12 protein-coding genes, 1 tRNA gene and 3 pseudogenes are annotated in these 13,692 nt (G+C 72.0%); 10 read left to right on the plus strand and 6 right to left on the minus strand.

Annotation, left to right across the window (positions count from 1 at the left end; translation table 11 throughout):
* Positions 1-10 precede the first annotated feature (10 nt).
* Entirely contained in the window at positions 11-1,534 is a 1,524-nt protein-coding gene (locus F4556_RS07370) for a hypothetical protein (protein ID WP_184912692.1), read from the plus strand.
* A gap of 7 nt (positions 1,535-1,541) precedes the next feature.
* Here F4556_RS07370 and kilB read toward each other — a convergent pair whose 3' ends face one another.
* Entirely contained in the window at positions 1,542-2,012 is a 471-nt protein-coding gene (kilB, locus tag F4556_RS07375) for a plasmid transfer protein KilB (protein ID WP_184912694.1), read from the minus strand.
* Between the two features lie 33 nt (positions 2,013-2,045).
* Complete coding sequence (locus tag F4556_RS07380) at positions 2,046-2,636, minus strand: DinB family protein (protein ID WP_184912695.1); 591 nt, start codon at positions 2,634-2,636, stop codon at positions 2,046-2,048.
* 144 nt (positions 2,637-2,780) lie between these two features.
* Here F4556_RS07380 and pip point away from each other — a divergent pair, with 144 nt between their 5' ends.
* The 4 genes from pip to F4556_RS38990 all read left to right on the plus strand — a co-directional run bounded on the left by pip (position 2,781) and on the right by F4556_RS38990 (position 7,839).
* A complete protein-coding gene (pip, locus tag F4556_RS07385; RefSeq protein WP_184912697.1) occupies positions 2,781-3,740 on the plus strand; it encodes a prolyl aminopeptidase in 960 nt (319 codons plus the stop codon).
* A 56-nt stretch (positions 3,741-3,796) separates the two neighbouring features.
* The gene (locus F4556_RS07390) at positions 3,797-4,417 is read left to right on the plus strand and encodes an alpha-ketoglutarate-dependent dioxygenase AlkB (RefSeq protein ID WP_184912699.1); all 621 of its coding nucleotides are present in this window, start codon (positions 3,797-3,799) and stop codon (positions 4,415-4,417) included.
* A 263-nt stretch (positions 4,418-4,680) separates the two neighbouring features.
* Entirely contained in the window at positions 4,681-6,411 is a 1,731-nt protein-coding gene (locus F4556_RS07395; RefSeq protein ID WP_313068199.1) for an ABC transporter permease, read from the plus strand.
* An 18-nt stretch (positions 6,412-6,429) separates the two neighbouring features.
* Positions 6,430-7,839 (plus strand): ABC transporter ATP-binding protein, encoded by a 1,410-nt coding sequence (locus F4556_RS38990; protein ID WP_184912701.1) that lies wholly within the window; start codon positions 6,430-6,432, stop codon positions 7,837-7,839.
* Positions 7,840-7,863: 24 nt separating this feature from the next.
* Here F4556_RS38990 and F4556_RS07405 read toward each other — a convergent pair whose 3' ends face one another.
* Positions 7,864-8,283, minus strand: coding sequence for an ArsR/SmtB family transcription factor (locus F4556_RS07405; RefSeq protein WP_184912703.1), 420 nt, complete (start codon positions 8,281-8,283; stop codon positions 7,864-7,866).
* 80 nt (positions 8,284-8,363) lie between these two features.
* On the opposite strand from F4556_RS07405, the gene F4556_RS07410 reads away from it, so the two are divergent.
* From F4556_RS07410 to F4556_RS07430, 5 genes are all read left to right on the plus strand, one after another.
* Positions 8,364-8,711, plus strand: a complete 348-nt coding sequence (locus F4556_RS07410) for a hypothetical protein (protein ID WP_184912705.1) — start codon at positions 8,364-8,366, stop codon at positions 8,709-8,711.
* A 150-nt stretch (positions 8,712-8,861) separates the two neighbouring features.
* Positions 8,862-9,731, plus strand: a complete 870-nt coding sequence (locus F4556_RS07415; protein WP_184912707.1) for an acyl-CoA thioesterase — start codon at positions 8,862-8,864, stop codon at positions 9,729-9,731.
* Between the two features lie 28 nt (positions 9,732-9,759).
* On the plus strand, positions 9,760-10,545 hold the full coding sequence (locus F4556_RS07420; protein ID WP_184912709.1) for a DUF1684 domain-containing protein: 786 nt from the start codon (positions 9,760-9,762) through the stop codon (positions 10,543-10,545).
* Between the two features lie 60 nt (positions 10,546-10,605).
* Positions 10,606-11,955 carry an MFS transporter gene (locus F4556_RS07425; RefSeq protein ID WP_184912711.1) on the plus strand — a complete coding sequence of 450 codons (1,350 nt, stop codon included), beginning with the start codon at positions 10,606-10,608 and terminating at the stop codon, positions 11,953-11,955.
* 134 nt (positions 11,956-12,089) lie between these two features.
* Positions 12,090-12,163 (plus strand) — tRNA-Pro (locus F4556_RS07430).
* Between the two features lie 124 nt (positions 12,164-12,287).
* On the opposite strand, the pseudogene F4556_RS39855 reads toward F4556_RS07430, so the two are convergent.
* The 3 pseudogenes from F4556_RS39855 to F4556_RS37985 form a co-directional block, all read right to left on the minus strand.
* Positions 12,288-12,818, minus strand: a pseudogene (locus tag F4556_RS39855) (transposase); the annotation flags it as partial.
* Positions 12,819-12,884: 66 nt separating this feature from the next.
* Positions 12,885-13,187 (minus strand): annotated as a pseudogene (locus F4556_RS07440) (MMPL family transporter); the annotation flags it as partial.
* Positions 13,188-13,472: 285 nt separating this feature from the next.
* Positions 13,473-13,655: pseudogene (locus F4556_RS37985) on the minus strand (LacI family DNA-binding transcriptional regulator); the annotation flags it as partial.
* Positions 13,656-13,692: the final 37 nt, after the last annotated feature.

Below are 13,692 nucleotides of genomic sequence, written 5' to 3' on the forward strand. Positions count from 1 at the left end.
GGATTCTGCCGTGGATCACCTCCTGTGCGGACTCGCCGCCAACCCGGCGCTGCCGACTGCCCTCCTCGACCGACTGATCGCCACCGCCGACGCCGACACCCTCGCGGAGCTCGCCGACCGTCCGGACCTGAGTCGCGCCCAGGCGGTCGCGCTCGCGGCGCGGGACGAGGACTCGGTGAGTCGGCTCGTGCTCTCCGGGCTGCTCACCGCCGCCGACGTCGATCCCGCCCGGCAGCCCTCGGCCGCGATCACCCTGCTCGACGAGCGCGCCGGAGACCCTTCCTGGGCACGGCTGTTGGCGACGGACCCGGCCGTCGACCGGCGGGAGAGGCTGGCCGCCTGCCCCGATCTGCCGCCCGAGGTGACGGCGCTGCTCGGCGCCGATCCCGTGATCCGGGTGGTCGCCGAGCTCGCGCTGTGGACGACGGCCGACTCGGCCGCCCGGCTCGCGGAGCACCCGCACGCCGACGTACGCCGCTCGGTGGCCGCCAACACGGCGACACCGCCGGCCGTACTCGCGATGCTGCTCACCGGCGACGGGCTGCCACCGGCCCGGTGGTGCTCGGTGTGCGACCACGACCCCGTCCCGTTCGAACACGACCCGCACTGCCCACGCCTCAACTGCGGGCTGCCGCCGGGTGCGGCCTGCGACGGCAGCCATCAGTCCACGGTGCACGCGATCCAGCAGGCGGCGCTGGCCAACCCGGCCACGCCCCCGGCAGCCTGTGCCGGCTTCACCGACCATCCGTCCGCTCTGCTGCGCCGCGAACTCGCCTGCCGGACCGATCTGTTGGCATCCACCTACACACGGCTCGCCGAGGACCCCATACCCTGGACGCGGTCCACCCTGGCGGCGAACCCGGCGATCGACGAGACACTGATGCGCCGCCTGGCCGACGACGAAGGACACGACGTCCGGCGCAGCCTCGTGCACCACCCACGACTGCCGCTCGACCTGCTGACCTTGCTGGTCGACAGCGTCCGGATCGGCCCGGTCCTGCTGCCACGGGTGGCGACCGCGTCCGCCCAGGAGGTCAACGAGCTCGTACGGTCGCCGAGTTCGACGGCGCGGATGCTGCTCGCCCAGCGGCGGGACCTGCCCGCCGAGGTCCGGGACACCCTGGCCGCCGACCCCGACGCGAAGGTGGTCGCCTCGGTCGCAGCGCACCCCGGCCTGTCCGAGGCGCAGCTCCGGGCCATGCTCGATCGGCACGGCGACCGGGTGGCCGCGATGCTGGCGGCCAATCCCGATGCTCCGTCAGCCCTGTTGACGGACCTCGCCCACCGCAACCCGCCGGCCCTGAAGGCACTCCGGGCGATCTCGCGGCACCCGAACGCGACTGCCTCGGCACTGCTGGTCTGCCTGACGGACCGTCGGGCGCGGCAGGCGGCCGCCGGGCATCCCGCCCTGCCGCCCTCGGTGCTGGCCGGGTTGCTCGGCGACGAGGACTGGCAGGTGGTGGAGGCGGCCGCCGCCAACCCGGTGCTGCCGCGTGCCGTCATCGAGCAGGCGGTTGTCCGCCCGGTGGCCTGAACTCCCGTCAGGTCACCAGCCGGTGGGCTTCCGCGATGAATGCCTCCACCGCGAGTTCGAAGGCCCGCTCCGCCCGCTTCAGCTCCTCCCGGCTGCCTGCGGGCTGGACGGTTCCGACCAGGTCGAAGACGGCGTGTGCGAGCGCGCCGAGCTGCTGGTCGTGGGTCATCAGCTGCATGCGGAACATCGCGGACTGGGCCGGCGCGCCACACCGGTCGGCCTCCTGGCGGGCGGTGCGGACGGCCTCGTCCTCGCGCGGCTCGTCGTGGCGGCGGAGCCAGACGTTCACGGACGCGCGCATCAGCTCGGTCAGGACCTCGGCGAACGCCAGGCAGGCACTCGCGCGTTCCTGCCGCAGGCGCTCCTCCCGGGCCGCGTTCGCGGTGCGGTCGGCGTCGCGGCGCTGGAGCAGCAGCGTCCCGAACGAGCCGGTCAGGGTGCCGAGTACGGCCACGGCGGCGGCCAACACAGTTTCCATGTCGACGAGTCGACCACATCACGCACTCGGCCGTCAGTCCCCGCAGCGGCCTGCCTCCCGTGCCACCCGCTCCAGCCGCTCGCGGTGCTCCGCCCACCAACTGCGGTCGCCCGGCGGCAGGTTGTCGTTCTCGCCGCGCTGGCCCACCGATCCGTCGATCAGTTCCCGGACGATGTCGGCGTGACCCGCGTGCCGGTGGGTCTCGCCGATCATGTGGACCAGGATCCGGTGCAGGGTCAGTTCGCTCCGCTTTCCCCAGGGCACCCGCCCGAGCGCGTCCAACGGCAGCGCCGCGATCGTCACGTCCGAGTGGGCGCACGCCTCCCGGTAGAGCCCGACGATCTGCTCGCGGCTCTCCTCCGCGGTCGCCCACAGGTCGGAGTTCGGCTCGGCGTCGGTCGCGATCCACAGCGGCGGGGTCTCGAAGGGCCGCCCGAAGGTCTCGCCGAAGTACGCCGCCTCGGCACCGGCCAGGTGCTTGACCAGCCCCAGCAGATTGGTCCCAGTCGGCGTCATCGGCCGCCGGAGGTCGTACTCCGACAGTCCGTCAAGTTTCAGCAGCAGCACGTCGCGTGCGTCCTGCAGGTACAGCTGGAGGTCGGCCTTGGGCCCCGGTTCGATCATGCGCGCCAGTCTGCCACCGGCCGTCGGGCCGCCTCCATCGACTTTCGGCCGCAGCCGTACACCCGGCTCAAAACCCGTGCCGGAGCGACGGATTGGCCAGGAATCCCGGAGTTCGCCCACGATCGCACCCTAGGATCGACGGTCATGACTGATCTCTATCCGCCGACCAGTCCCTACCACCACGGAATGCTCGACACCGGAGACGGCAACCACGTCTACTACGAGCAGCTCGGCAACCCCGAAGGCAAGCCCGCCCTGTACGTGCACGGCGGCCCGGGGTCGGGTGTTCCGCAGCGGCCGACCAGGGCGTGGGATCCCGAGCGCTACCGGGTCGTCCGCTTCGACCAGCGCAACTGCGGGCGCAGCACCCCGCACGCCAGCGACCCTGCCGCGGACATGAGCCTGAACACCACGCAGCACCTGATCGACGACATGGAGCTGCTGCGGGAGCACCTCGGCATCGAACGGTGGCTGCTGGACGGTGCCTCCTGGGGATCGACGCTCATCCTGGCCTATGCGCAGCAGCACCCCGAGCGGGTCAGCGAGATCGTCATCCAGGCGGTCACGACGACCCGCCGTTCCGAGGTCGACTGGCTGTACCAGGGTGCCGGGCGGTTCCGTCCCGAGGCGTGGGACCGGTTCCGCGACGGCGTTCCGGAGCACGAGCGGGACGGCGATCTGCTGGCGGCCTACGCGCGGCTGATGGAGAACCCCGACCGGGCGGTCCGGGAGCAGGCCGCCGCCGACTGGCTCGCCTGGGAGGACGCGGTCATCTCGGACGAGCCCAACGGCGTGCCCGGCATGTACAGCGCCCGGGAGGCCGACGCACGGATCGCGTTCGTCCGGATCTGCGCCCACTTCTTCAGCAACGGCGCGTGGCTGGAGGAGGACCAACTGCTGCGCAACGCCCACCGGCTGGCGGGGATCCCGGGGGTTCTGGTGCACGGCCGGCACGACATGGGCAGCCCGGTGCAGACGGCCTGGGAGCTGGCGAAGGCATGGCCGGACGCGCGGCTGCACATCTTCGAGGACTCGGGGCACGTCGGGAGCGAAGCGATGTCGAAGACCGTCCGGACGGCCCTCGAGGAGTTCAAGAACCGCTGACCCCATCCCGAAACCAGAATAGAACAGCTTTTCGATTCAGGGCGTACGCTGGAGCCATGCACTTCCAGGGATCACTGCTGAGCGCCGACCGCCCCCAGCTCGGGCCGCTCGACGGCCTGCGCCGGACCGAGCTGGGGCGCGGGGCCTGGGTGGACGTACTGCCCGGCTGGGTGCAGGGGGCGGACGCGCTGTTCGAGGAGCTGGCCGGCGGGGTCGAATGGCGGGCCGAGCAGCGGGAGATGTACGAGCGGGTGGTGTCGGTGCCCCGGCTGCTGGCGTACTTCGGGGAGCGGGACGAACTGCCCGATCCGGTGCTGACCGAGATGCGAACGGAACTGAGCGCGCACTACCGGGCCGAGCTGGGCGAGCCGTTCGCGACGGCCGGGCTCTGCCTGTACCGGGACGGCAACGACAGCGTGGCCTGGCACGGGGACCGGATCGGGCGGGGGCGGTCGGAGGACACCATGGTGGCGATCGTCTCGGTCGGCGAGCCGCGCGCGTTGGCGCTGCGGCCCGCCGGCGGGGGCGGGGAGTCGGTCCGGTACGCGCTCGGGCACGGCGACCTGCTGGTGATGGGCGGCTCCTGCCAGCGCACCTGGGAGCACGCCGTACCGAAGACGGCCCGCCCGGTCGGGCCGCGGATCAGCATCCAGTTCCGCCCGCGCGGCGTGAACTAGTAATCCGTACCTGTTTGCACATCCACGCAACAAGGGTGCAGACTCGGGGGGACGGAAACGAACCCCGGCGCTCTGCCGTGCCGCGAACCGATTGGAGGCAGCCATGGGTACCGAACCTCCCAGTCGTCCCTGCCTCCGCGTTGTTCGTTGAGCCTCTTTCCGTAACTCTCCGCACCGGCCGCCGCCGGTAGCCCGGCCGTCGGCGTGCCCGCCACGGACCGGGGGCCTCGGCGTGCGCACCGTGTGCACCGGAGGTCCCTCCCGTGCTGTCTTTCCGGACCCAACACACCCTTGCCCGCAGGTCGGGCCGCTTCTCCTGGGTCGACCTGGTGGTCGCCTCGGCCGTCCTGGTACTGCTCTACACCGCGCTGCGGGTGGGCCAGGGCACCACGGTCTCGTTCACCCCCGACCGGACCACCCTGGTCGACACCGACCCCTCGCAGCTGCCGTACGACGCGGCCCGCAGCCTGCTGCGGATGTTCGTGGCGCTGGCCGCGGCGGTGGTCTTCACCTTCGGCTACGCCTACGCCGCCGCCCGCAGCCGCCGGCTGGAGCGGGTGCTGATCCCGGCCCTGGACATCCTCCAGTCGGTCCCGGTGCTCGGCTTCCTGACCATCGCGGTGACCGGCTTCATCGCGCTCTTCCCGGGCTCGATGTTCGGCCTGGAGTGCGCGGCGGTCTTCGCCATCTTCACCTCGCAGGCCTGGAACATGACCTTCGGGTTCTACCAGTCGCTGACCTCGCTGCCACGTGAACTGGACGAGCTGTCAAGGTCGTTCGGCTTCACCAGGTGGATGCGGTTCTGGAAGGTCGAGCTGCCCGCCGGGGCGATCGGCCTGGTCTGGAACGGCATGATGAGCTTCGGCGGCGGCTGGTTCTTCCTGGTCGCCTCCGAGATGATCAGCGTCGGCAGCCAGGAGTACGCCCTGCCGGGCGTCGGCTCCTACGCCGGGGCGGCCATCGCCGACGGCGATCTGGGCAAGGTCGGCTGGGCCATCCTGACCATGGCGGTCATGGTGATCGGGGTCAACTTCCTGTTCTGGCGGCCGCTGACCGCCTGGACCGAGCGGTTCAAGAACGAGCAGTCGGGGGCCGGCGAGGTCCAGCGTTCGCTGGTGCTGGACTTCCTGCGGCGCTCCAACTGGCCGCGCCTGATCGGCCGTTGGCTCCGCCCGGTGGGTCTGGCCTGCTCCCGGGCCGGCCGGGTGTTCGGCGTCGACGACCGCCCGCTGGTGGTCGACCGCGCCCGGCGCCGTACCGGCGACCTGGTCTTCGCCGTGGTGGCGGGCGGCCTGATCCTCTGGGGTCTGGTCAGCCTCGGCCGCTACCTGGATGCCGGCACCGGGCTCGGCGTGTTCGGCGAACCGTTGCTGCTCGGACTGGCCACGCTGGCCCGGGTGTTGGTGCTGATCGTGGCCGCCACGGTGATCTGGGTGCCGGTCGGGGTCTGGATCGGCTTCTCGCCGAAGCTGACCCGGATCGCCCAGCCGGTGATCCAGGTGCTGGCCAGTTTTCCCGCCAACTTCCTGTTCCCGCTGGCGGTCTGGTTCTTCCTCAGGACCGGCCTGTCGATCGACATCGGCGGCATCCTGCTGATGGCGCTCGGCGCCCAGTGGTACATCCTCTTCAACACCATCGCGGGCGCCATGGCGATCCCGGCCGACCTGCGCGAGGCGATGGACGACCTCGGTGTCCGGGGTTGGCAGCGCTGGAAGCGGCTGATCATCCCCGGCGTCTTCCCCTCCTACGTCACCGGCGGGATCACCGCCTCGGGTGGCGCCTGGAACGCCTCGATCGTCTCCGAGGTGGTCACCTTCGGCGCCACCACCCTGACCGCGACCGGCCTCGGCGCGTACATCGCGCACGCCACCGCCGACGCCGACTTCCCGCGCCTGCTGGCCGGCGTGGCCGTGATGAGCCTCTACGTGGTCGCGCTCAACCGCCTGGTCTGGCGGCGGCTGCACCGGCTCGCCGAGACCCGCTACTCGCTCTGAACCCCCGGAGGTTCCACCATGAAGCTCACCACTCTGCTCCGCCGCCCCCTTGCCGCTTCCGCCCGCCCCGAGCGCGCCGTGGACGGCGAAGTCCTGCTGGAGACCGTCGGGTTGACCAAGTCGTACGCCGGCGCCGACGGCGAGCTGCCCGTCCTGGGCGGGATCGACCTGGAGATCCGGGCCGGTGAGGTGGTCGCCCTGCTCGGCCGGTCCGGCTCCGGCAAGTCCACCCTGCTGCGCTGCCTGGCGGGTCTGGTGCCGGCCAGCTCCGGCACCGTCTCCTACCGGGGCCGCGCCCTGAACGGCGCCAACCCCGGTACCGCGATGGTCTTCCAGAACTTCGCCCTGCTGCCCTGGCTGACGGTGCAGCAGAACGTCGAACTCGGCCTGGAGGCCCAGGGCTGGAACGCCCCCGACCGGGCCGAGGCCGCCCGGCAGGCGATCGATCTGGTCGGCCTGGACGGCTTCGAGTCCGCCTACCCCAAGGAGCTCTCCGGCGGTATGCGCCAACGGGTCGGCTTCGCACGGGCGTTGGTGGTCGAGCCGGACGTCCTGATGATGGACGAGCCGTTCTCTGCCCTCGACGTGCTGACCGCCGAGAACCTGCGCGGCGAACTGATGGAGCTCTGGGAGTCCGGCCGGTTCCCCACCCGGGCGATCGTGCTGGTCACCCACAACATCGAGGAGGCCGTCCTGATGGCCGACCGGATCGTGGTGCTCGGCTCCCGCCCGTACGGCACCGTGCAGGCCACCTTCGAGGTCGGCCAGGACCGCCCGCGCGACCGCAACAGCCCCGCCTTCGAGGAACTGATCGACCAGGTCTACCGGACCATGACCGGCCACCCCAAGGAGACCGCAACTCCCGGCCGTACCACGACTGTTGACCGCCGCACCCCCGCCAACACCCCGCTGCCCCCGGCCAGCGTCGACGGTCTCTCCGGCCTGGCCGAGCTGGTCGCCCACGCGGGCGGCCGCTGCGACCTGGCCGACCTGGCCGACGACCTGGGCCTGGCGGTCGACGACATCCTGCCCCTGGTGGACGCCCTCGACCTGCTCGGCCTGGCCACCGTCGGCGCCGACGACGCGCCCAGTGACGGCGCGGGCGGGGGCGACCTGGTGCTCACCGAGCGCGGCACCGCCTTCGCCCGGGCCGACGTGCAGACCTCGAAGACCATCTTCGCGATGGCCGCGATCAGCGTCCCCCTGGTCCAGTTGATCACCAGCAGCCTACGGCAGAACCCGTCCGGCACCCTGCGGGCCGGCTTCTTCCGCGACGTCCTGGCGCACCACTTCACCAGCGTGCAGGTGGACCGCCAGCTGGAGACCGCCACCGACTGGGGCCGGTACGCGGAGCTGTACACCTACGACGCCGAGCCGCAGGCGTACCGCCTGGACGAGAACGGCCTGCTCGGCCGCCAGGACGAGTGACACCCGGCGTCGGCCGGGGTCGGTTCAGGCGTGCTTCGGCCGGTGTTCCGGCACCCGCTTCGGCGCCAGCGCCCGCCCGACCCTGGCCTTCGCCGCCGCCAACTCCCCAGCCACAGCCGCCTCGTCGCCCTTCCCCGCGGCCGCCTGCCCGACCAGCAGCGCCGCCTCCAGCAGCCCACGTACGTCGGGGCCCTCGGCCGCCCGGTAGAAGATCCGCGTCCCCTCCCGACGGGAGTCCACCAGCCCGGCCGCCCGCAGCTTCGCCAGATGCTGCGAGGTGGCCGCCACGTGCGCCCCGAGCAACTCGGCCAGCGCACTCACCGGCAGCTCCGCCCCACTCAACGCCCACAGCAACCGGTACCGCGCCGGATCGGCCACCGCCTTGAGCACCGCGACCGCCCGCTCGGCCCCGGCGGCGTCCCACGGCTGTACTTGCGCTCCCATGCAACTATCCTACGGCGCAACCGTGGCGCCCTGCCGCCGCATCTTCCTGCGGTGACAGGCCCACCCAGGGGAGGACGGACATGACGGACCAACAGGTACCAGCTACCCCGGCCGAGCAGGCGGAGGTCCACCCGCGCACTCCCGGCAAGCTCCTGCTGGAGGGCGTCGCCGAGGTGGTGGGCTGCGTCGCCGTGGTGATCGCCTTCCTGGCGGTCTCCGACGCCGTCGAATCGACCTGGAGCAGCCACCGGGCGGCCACCGTGGTCGTCGTGCTCGCGTCGACCGCGTTCCTGCTCTACGGTGCCTGGGCGCTGCGGCGCCGCTCGCACGGGGAGGGACGTGGCCGGATCGCCCGACCGGCCGCCTTCTGCGCCACCGTCCTCGGCGTCCTGCTCACGCTCTGTCTCCCCTACGTCTGGCTGTTCTGACCCCCGGCGGCCGCCCGTCCCGTCCCCGGCGCGCCGGCCGTCGGGCGGGGGCGGCCGGGCGGGAATGCGGGCCGGGTGTGCAGACTTCTGGGTAGACGAACGCAGCGTCGGGCCCGGCACGTGGCCCGGCCGAGAGAGGACGACACGACTATGGGCACCCCCGTCGACCAGCTGGTGGACCTGCTCGACCTGGAGCAGATCGAGCTCAACATCTTCCGCGGGCGCAGCCCCGAGGAGGCGCTCCAGCGGACCTTCGGCGGGCAGGTGGCCGGGCAGGCGCTGGTGGCGGCGGGGCGGACGGTGGAGGGCGACCGGCCGGTGCACTCGCTGCACGCGTACTTCCTCCGGCCGGGCGTGCCCGGGGTGCCGATCGTGTACCAGGTGGACCGAATCAGGGACGGCCGGTCGTTCACCACCCGCCGGGTGCTCGGCATCCAGCAGGGGCGGAGCATCTTCGCACTGACCGCGGACTTCCACGTGCCCGAGGCGGGCGGCATCGAGCACCAGGACGCGATGCCGGACGTCCCCGGCCCGGAGGACCTGCCGAGTGCGCTGGACGAGGTGGGCGCCCGGCTCGGCGAGCTGCCGCCGTTCATCAGCCGCCGGCAGCCCTTCGACATCCGGTACGTGGACCGGCTGAAGTGGACCCAGGAGGAGCTGGTCGGGGTCGAGCCGCGCAGCGGGGTCTGGCTGAAGACCAACGGCGCGCTCCCCGACAACCCGCTGATCCACGTCTGCGCGCTCACCTACGCCAGCGACATGACGCTGCTGGACTCCGTCCGGGCCCCGGTCGAGCCGCTCTGGGGCACCCGGAACTTCGACATGGCCTCGCTCGACCACGCGATGTGGTTCCACCGCCCGTTCCGGGCCGACGAGTGGCTGCTGTACCAGCAGGAGTCCCCGATCGCGCACGGCGCACGCGGGCTGGCGCGGGGTCAGATCTACGACCGGAACGGCCGGCTGGTCGTCTCGGTGATGCAGGAGGGGCTGTTCCGGCCGCTCGGTGACCGACGGTCGTGACCGAGCACGTTCACTCAGGGAGGACCAGATGACCGACACCGCCGCCGAGGAGTGGAAGCACTGGACGGAGCGCCGCACGGCGTCCGTCGGCGCTCCGCACGGCGCACTCTCACTCACCGGCACGCACTGGCTGGAGCCGGAGCCCGCCGAGATCCCCGGCCTGCCCGGCCGGTGGTGGGCCGCCGACGGTGTGGTGCTGGTGCGGGCCGCGGCCGCCGACGGGCTGCGGGTGAAGGGCGCGGAGAACGCAGTGGACGGCACCGTCGAGCTGCGCCCCGACACCGATCCGGCGGCCGACCTGCTGACGCTCGGTGACATCCTGCTGGTGCCGATCGAGCGCGAGGGCGAGCCGGCCCTCCGGGTCTTCGACCCGGCCTCCGCCGGGCGCGCGGCGTTCGCCGGGATCTCGGTCTACCCGTACGCGCCGGAGTGGGCGGTGCCCGCCGTCTTCACCCCCTTCGAGGACGACCACGACGTGGTGGTGCCGAACGCCGACGGCCGGGAGCGGCCGCTCGCGGTCACCGGCCGGATCGCCTTCCACCTGGCCGGTGAGCCGCACACCCTCACCGTCAGCCGCGCGGGCGACCGGCTGAGCGGCGTGATCGCCGACGGCAGCAGCGGGCGGGAGACGTACCGGTTCCGCTTCGTCACGCTGCCCGCGCCGGACGCCGAAGGCCGTACCGTGCTCGACCTGAACCGGGCCTACCTGCCGCCGTGCGCGTTCGCCGACCACTTCGTCTGCCCGTTCCCGCCGCCGGGGAACCGGCTGTCGGTGGCGGTCGAGGCGGGCGAGAAGCAGGTCCTGACCAAGTAGCGGGCCGGGGCGGGGCGGCGGCCGGAAAGCGTTTCGGCCGCGGCGGGGCGGTGGGTGAGGATGAGGCCTGTGTCGACCACTCCCCCCGCTCCGTCCGAGCCCGCGCCCGCATCCGCATCCGCATCCGGCGGCATACCGCCCGAGCCCGGCGCGGGAGGGGGCGGGCGGTGGCGACGGCTGGGCCGAGGCGCGCTCGCCGACCTCAGCCCGCTGCGTGAGCACCCCGACTACCGGCGGCTCTGGACCGGCCAGGTGGTCTCCGCCGTCGGCCAGCAGATGACGGCGGTGGCGGTCGCCGTCCAGGTGTACGCCCTCACCGGCTCCAGCTTCGCCACCGGCCTGGTCGGCCTGTTCTCGCTCGTCCCCCTGGTCGGCCTCGGCCTCTACGGCGGCGCGATCGCCGACACCGTGGACCGCCGCCTGCTCGGCCTGGTCGGCTCCTCCGGACTCGCCCTCACCTCCGCCGTACTGGCCGTCCAGGCCCTGCTCGGCCTCGGCTCGGTGGGCCTGCTGTACGCGGCGGTCGCCCTCCAGTCCGGCTTCTTCGCGCTCAGCTCCCCCGCCCGGTCGGCGATGATCCCCCGCCTGGTGCCGCCCCACCAGCTGCCCGCCGCCAACGCGCTGGGCAGCATGAGCATGAGCCTCGGCACCACCGTCGGTCCGATGATCGGCGGCGTGCTGATCGCCGCCTTCGGGGTCCAGTCCGCCTACCTGGTCGACACCCTGGCGTTCAGCGGCACCCTGTACGCGATGTGGCGGCTGCCCGCCATGCGCCCCGGCGACGGCGCCGCCCGCAAGCGCGCCTCCGTCCTGGACGGCCTGCGCTTCCTCCGCAGCCGCCCCAACCTGCGCACCAGCTTCGTCGCCGACCTGATCGCAATGGTCTTCGCCTCCCCGCGCGCGCTCTTCCCCGCCATCGCCGTCACCGTCTACCACGGCGGCCCCGGCACGGTCGGCCTGCTGGTCGCCGCCCTCGCCGTCGGCGCGCTGACCGGCGCCCTCTTCTCCGGCTGGGTCTCCCGGATCCGGCGGCACGGCGCCGCCATCGTCGCCGGCGTCGCCGCCTGGGGCCTGGCCATCGCCGCCTTCGGCCTCTCCGCCCACCTCTGGCTCGGCCTGCTGATGCTCGCCGCCGCCGGCTGCGCGGACAGCATCAGCATGATCTTCCGCAACACCATGCTCCAGGTCGGCGCCCCTGACGACATGCGAGGCCGCCTCCAGGGCATCTTCATCGTGGTCGTGGCCGGCGGCCCCCGCCTCGGCGACTTCTTCGCCGGCACCGCCGCCTCCCTCACCTCCTCCACCACCGCCCTCCTCGCCGGCGGCCTGACCTGCGTGGCCGCCGTCCTCCTCCTCGCCGCCCGCCGCCCCGCCTTCCGCCACTACGACGCCCATCACCCCGCCCCCTGACCTGCACGGCACGCCCGCCCCACCCCGGAAACTGGCAACGAGCACCCCTCCCGGTGCTGTATTGTTTTCCACGTCGCCGAGAGATCGGAGACAAGGTCAGAAAGCCGAAGCCCCCGGGCCCGGCAGACAGACCACGGGACGTGGCGCAGCTTGGTAGCGCACTTGACTGGGGGTCAAGGGGTCGCAGGTTCAAATCCTGTCGTCCCGACTGTGAAGTCGGTTGTCAGAGCCGGTACTTGGGAAACCAGGTGCCGGCTCTTTCTGTTGCTGCGTCAGCCTGGTGGTCGCCTTGTGGTCGCCGGGCCACATCGGCCATGGCGTCGATGTTTCTTCTGTTCCCGGGCGCTGGTATGCGGGCAGTTGCCGGTGCGGGCGTGGGTGTTGGCGCCAGGGGCGCTGGGCGTGGCAGACGGGTCGGCCGAGGACGGCGCGGTGGTCACCGAGACGACGCCGTTGTCCGTCTTCCCGAGCCGGCCCAGCCACTGCCGCCCGACATGGGCGGTGGCCGTGCCGTCCTTGCGGTCCCCGGAATCGTCGATCACCAACACGCCCTAGCCGTGCGGCGCGGTGGCCGGATCGGCCAGCAAGAGCTCCAGCCGACGGGTGTTGACCTGCTCGTACTTCCAAGTCGACTCCGACAGGAAGAACTCCAGCCGCTGCACCGCCGGATGCTGGGCCCCGATCACCGGCTCGGCCCCGGCGAGCGTGGTCAGCGTCTTGTTCCGGTCCCTTGGAAGCAACAGGCCGGTCAGGTACTCGCGAAATCCCCGCCGCTGGGCCAGCGAGCTGAACAGGTCGTCGAACCTGGCCGCGTACCCCTCGAGGGGCCCGGGAGCCGGTGGACACGGAGCACGCGCCGTCATGGCAACACCCCGAAAGACTCTCCTCGCGAGTACTGCCGATCTGATCCCATGTCAACAAGCCACCGGTAGCAGGGACATGGCGGCCGGTACGAGAGTCATGCGGACGATGAACGCGTCGATGAACACTCCGACGGCCAGGGCGAACCCGATGGACTTGATGACCGGGTCGAGGGCGAGCATGAACCCGCCGAACACCGCGACCACGATTAGGGCGGCGTCGGTGACGACCCGGGCGTTGTGGCCGAGGCCGTTGACGGCAGCCTGGTGCGGGGTGACTCCGTGGACGTAGTCCTCACGCACCCGGGAGACGATGAACACCTCGTAGTCCATGGCGAGACCGAACAGGATACCGATGAGCAGCGGCAGAAACGGGCCGCGAGCCGCGGTAACTGCTGGTCAGTGACCTGTATTCGGTCGGCGGTTCCTTATGGGGTGCCGGTAGCAACGGCCGTGAATCCAACGATGTTGCTGCTGACCTGCGCAGACTCTCGACGAACATGGTCACGCGGCGGCAGGGCGCATTCTATTCGTACAGGTCAGGAGCAGGTGCGTGGGATTTTCGGCCATTGCTGCCGGGATCCCCTGATGGACGCCGTTACGCGCTGTTCCTGGGCTTGGGGAGGCTCGGAAGGGTGGTGGCCCTGTGTGGTTGCGCACGGAGCGGGTGCGCCCTTCCTTGAGGGCGCGGGCAGCGGCGTTCGGCCGGTAGCCCAGCTCGGAGATGACCTCTTGGATGCGCTTGCGGGTCGCCGCCGATACCGGACGCTTCCCGCTGAGCGCTTAGGAGACCGTGCTGCGGGACACCCCGGCACGTTGGGCGATCTGCCCGATGTTCATCGTTTTCCTCACGGCGGCGGGGCAGGGCGGCCCTGCG

This window comes from Kitasatospora gansuensis, from assembly GCF_014203705.1.
GTDB classification, from domain to species: domain Bacteria; phylum Actinomycetota; class Actinomycetes; order Streptomycetales; family Streptomycetaceae; genus Kitasatospora; species Kitasatospora gansuensis.

What these genes read in the sequence shown, in the direction of transcription:
- F4556_RS38990 (WP_184912701.1), top strand. Translation starts at nt 6,430, where the DNA reads ATGAAGCTCACCACTCTGCTCCGCCGCCCCCTTGCCGCTTCCGCCCGC.
- F4556_RS07380 (WP_184912695.1), bottom strand. Translation starts at nt 2,636, where the DNA reads ATGATCGAACCGGGGCCCAAGGCCGACCTCCAGCTGTACCTGCAGGAC.
- F4556_RS07390 (WP_184912699.1), top strand. Translation starts at nt 3,797, where the DNA reads ATGCACTTCCAGGGATCACTGCTGAGCGCCGACCGCCCCCAGCTCGGG.
- pip (WP_184912697.1), top strand. Translation starts at nt 2,781, where the DNA reads ATGACTGATCTCTATCCGCCGACCAGTCCCTACCACCACGGAATGCTC.
- F4556_RS07425 (WP_184912711.1), top strand. Translation starts at nt 10,606, where the DNA reads ATGAGGCCTGTGTCGACCACTCCCCCCGCTCCGTCCGAGCCCGCGCCC.
- F4556_RS07415 (WP_184912707.1), top strand. Translation starts at nt 8,862, where the DNA reads ATGGGCACCCCCGTCGACCAGCTGGTGGACCTGCTCGACCTGGAGCAG.
- F4556_RS07410 (WP_184912705.1), top strand. Translation starts at nt 8,364, where the DNA reads ATGACGGACCAACAGGTACCAGCTACCCCGGCCGAGCAGGCGGAGGTC.
- F4556_RS07405 (WP_184912703.1), bottom strand. Translation starts at nt 8,283, where the DNA reads ATGGGAGCGCAAGTACAGCCGTGGGACGCCGCCGGGGCCGAGCGGGCG.
- F4556_RS07420 (WP_184912709.1), top strand. Translation starts at nt 9,760, where the DNA reads ATGACCGACACCGCCGCCGAGGAGTGGAAGCACTGGACGGAGCGCCGC.
- kilB (WP_184912694.1), bottom strand. Translation starts at nt 2,012, where the DNA reads ATGGAAACTGTGTTGGCCGCCGCCGTGGCCGTACTCGGCACCCTGACC.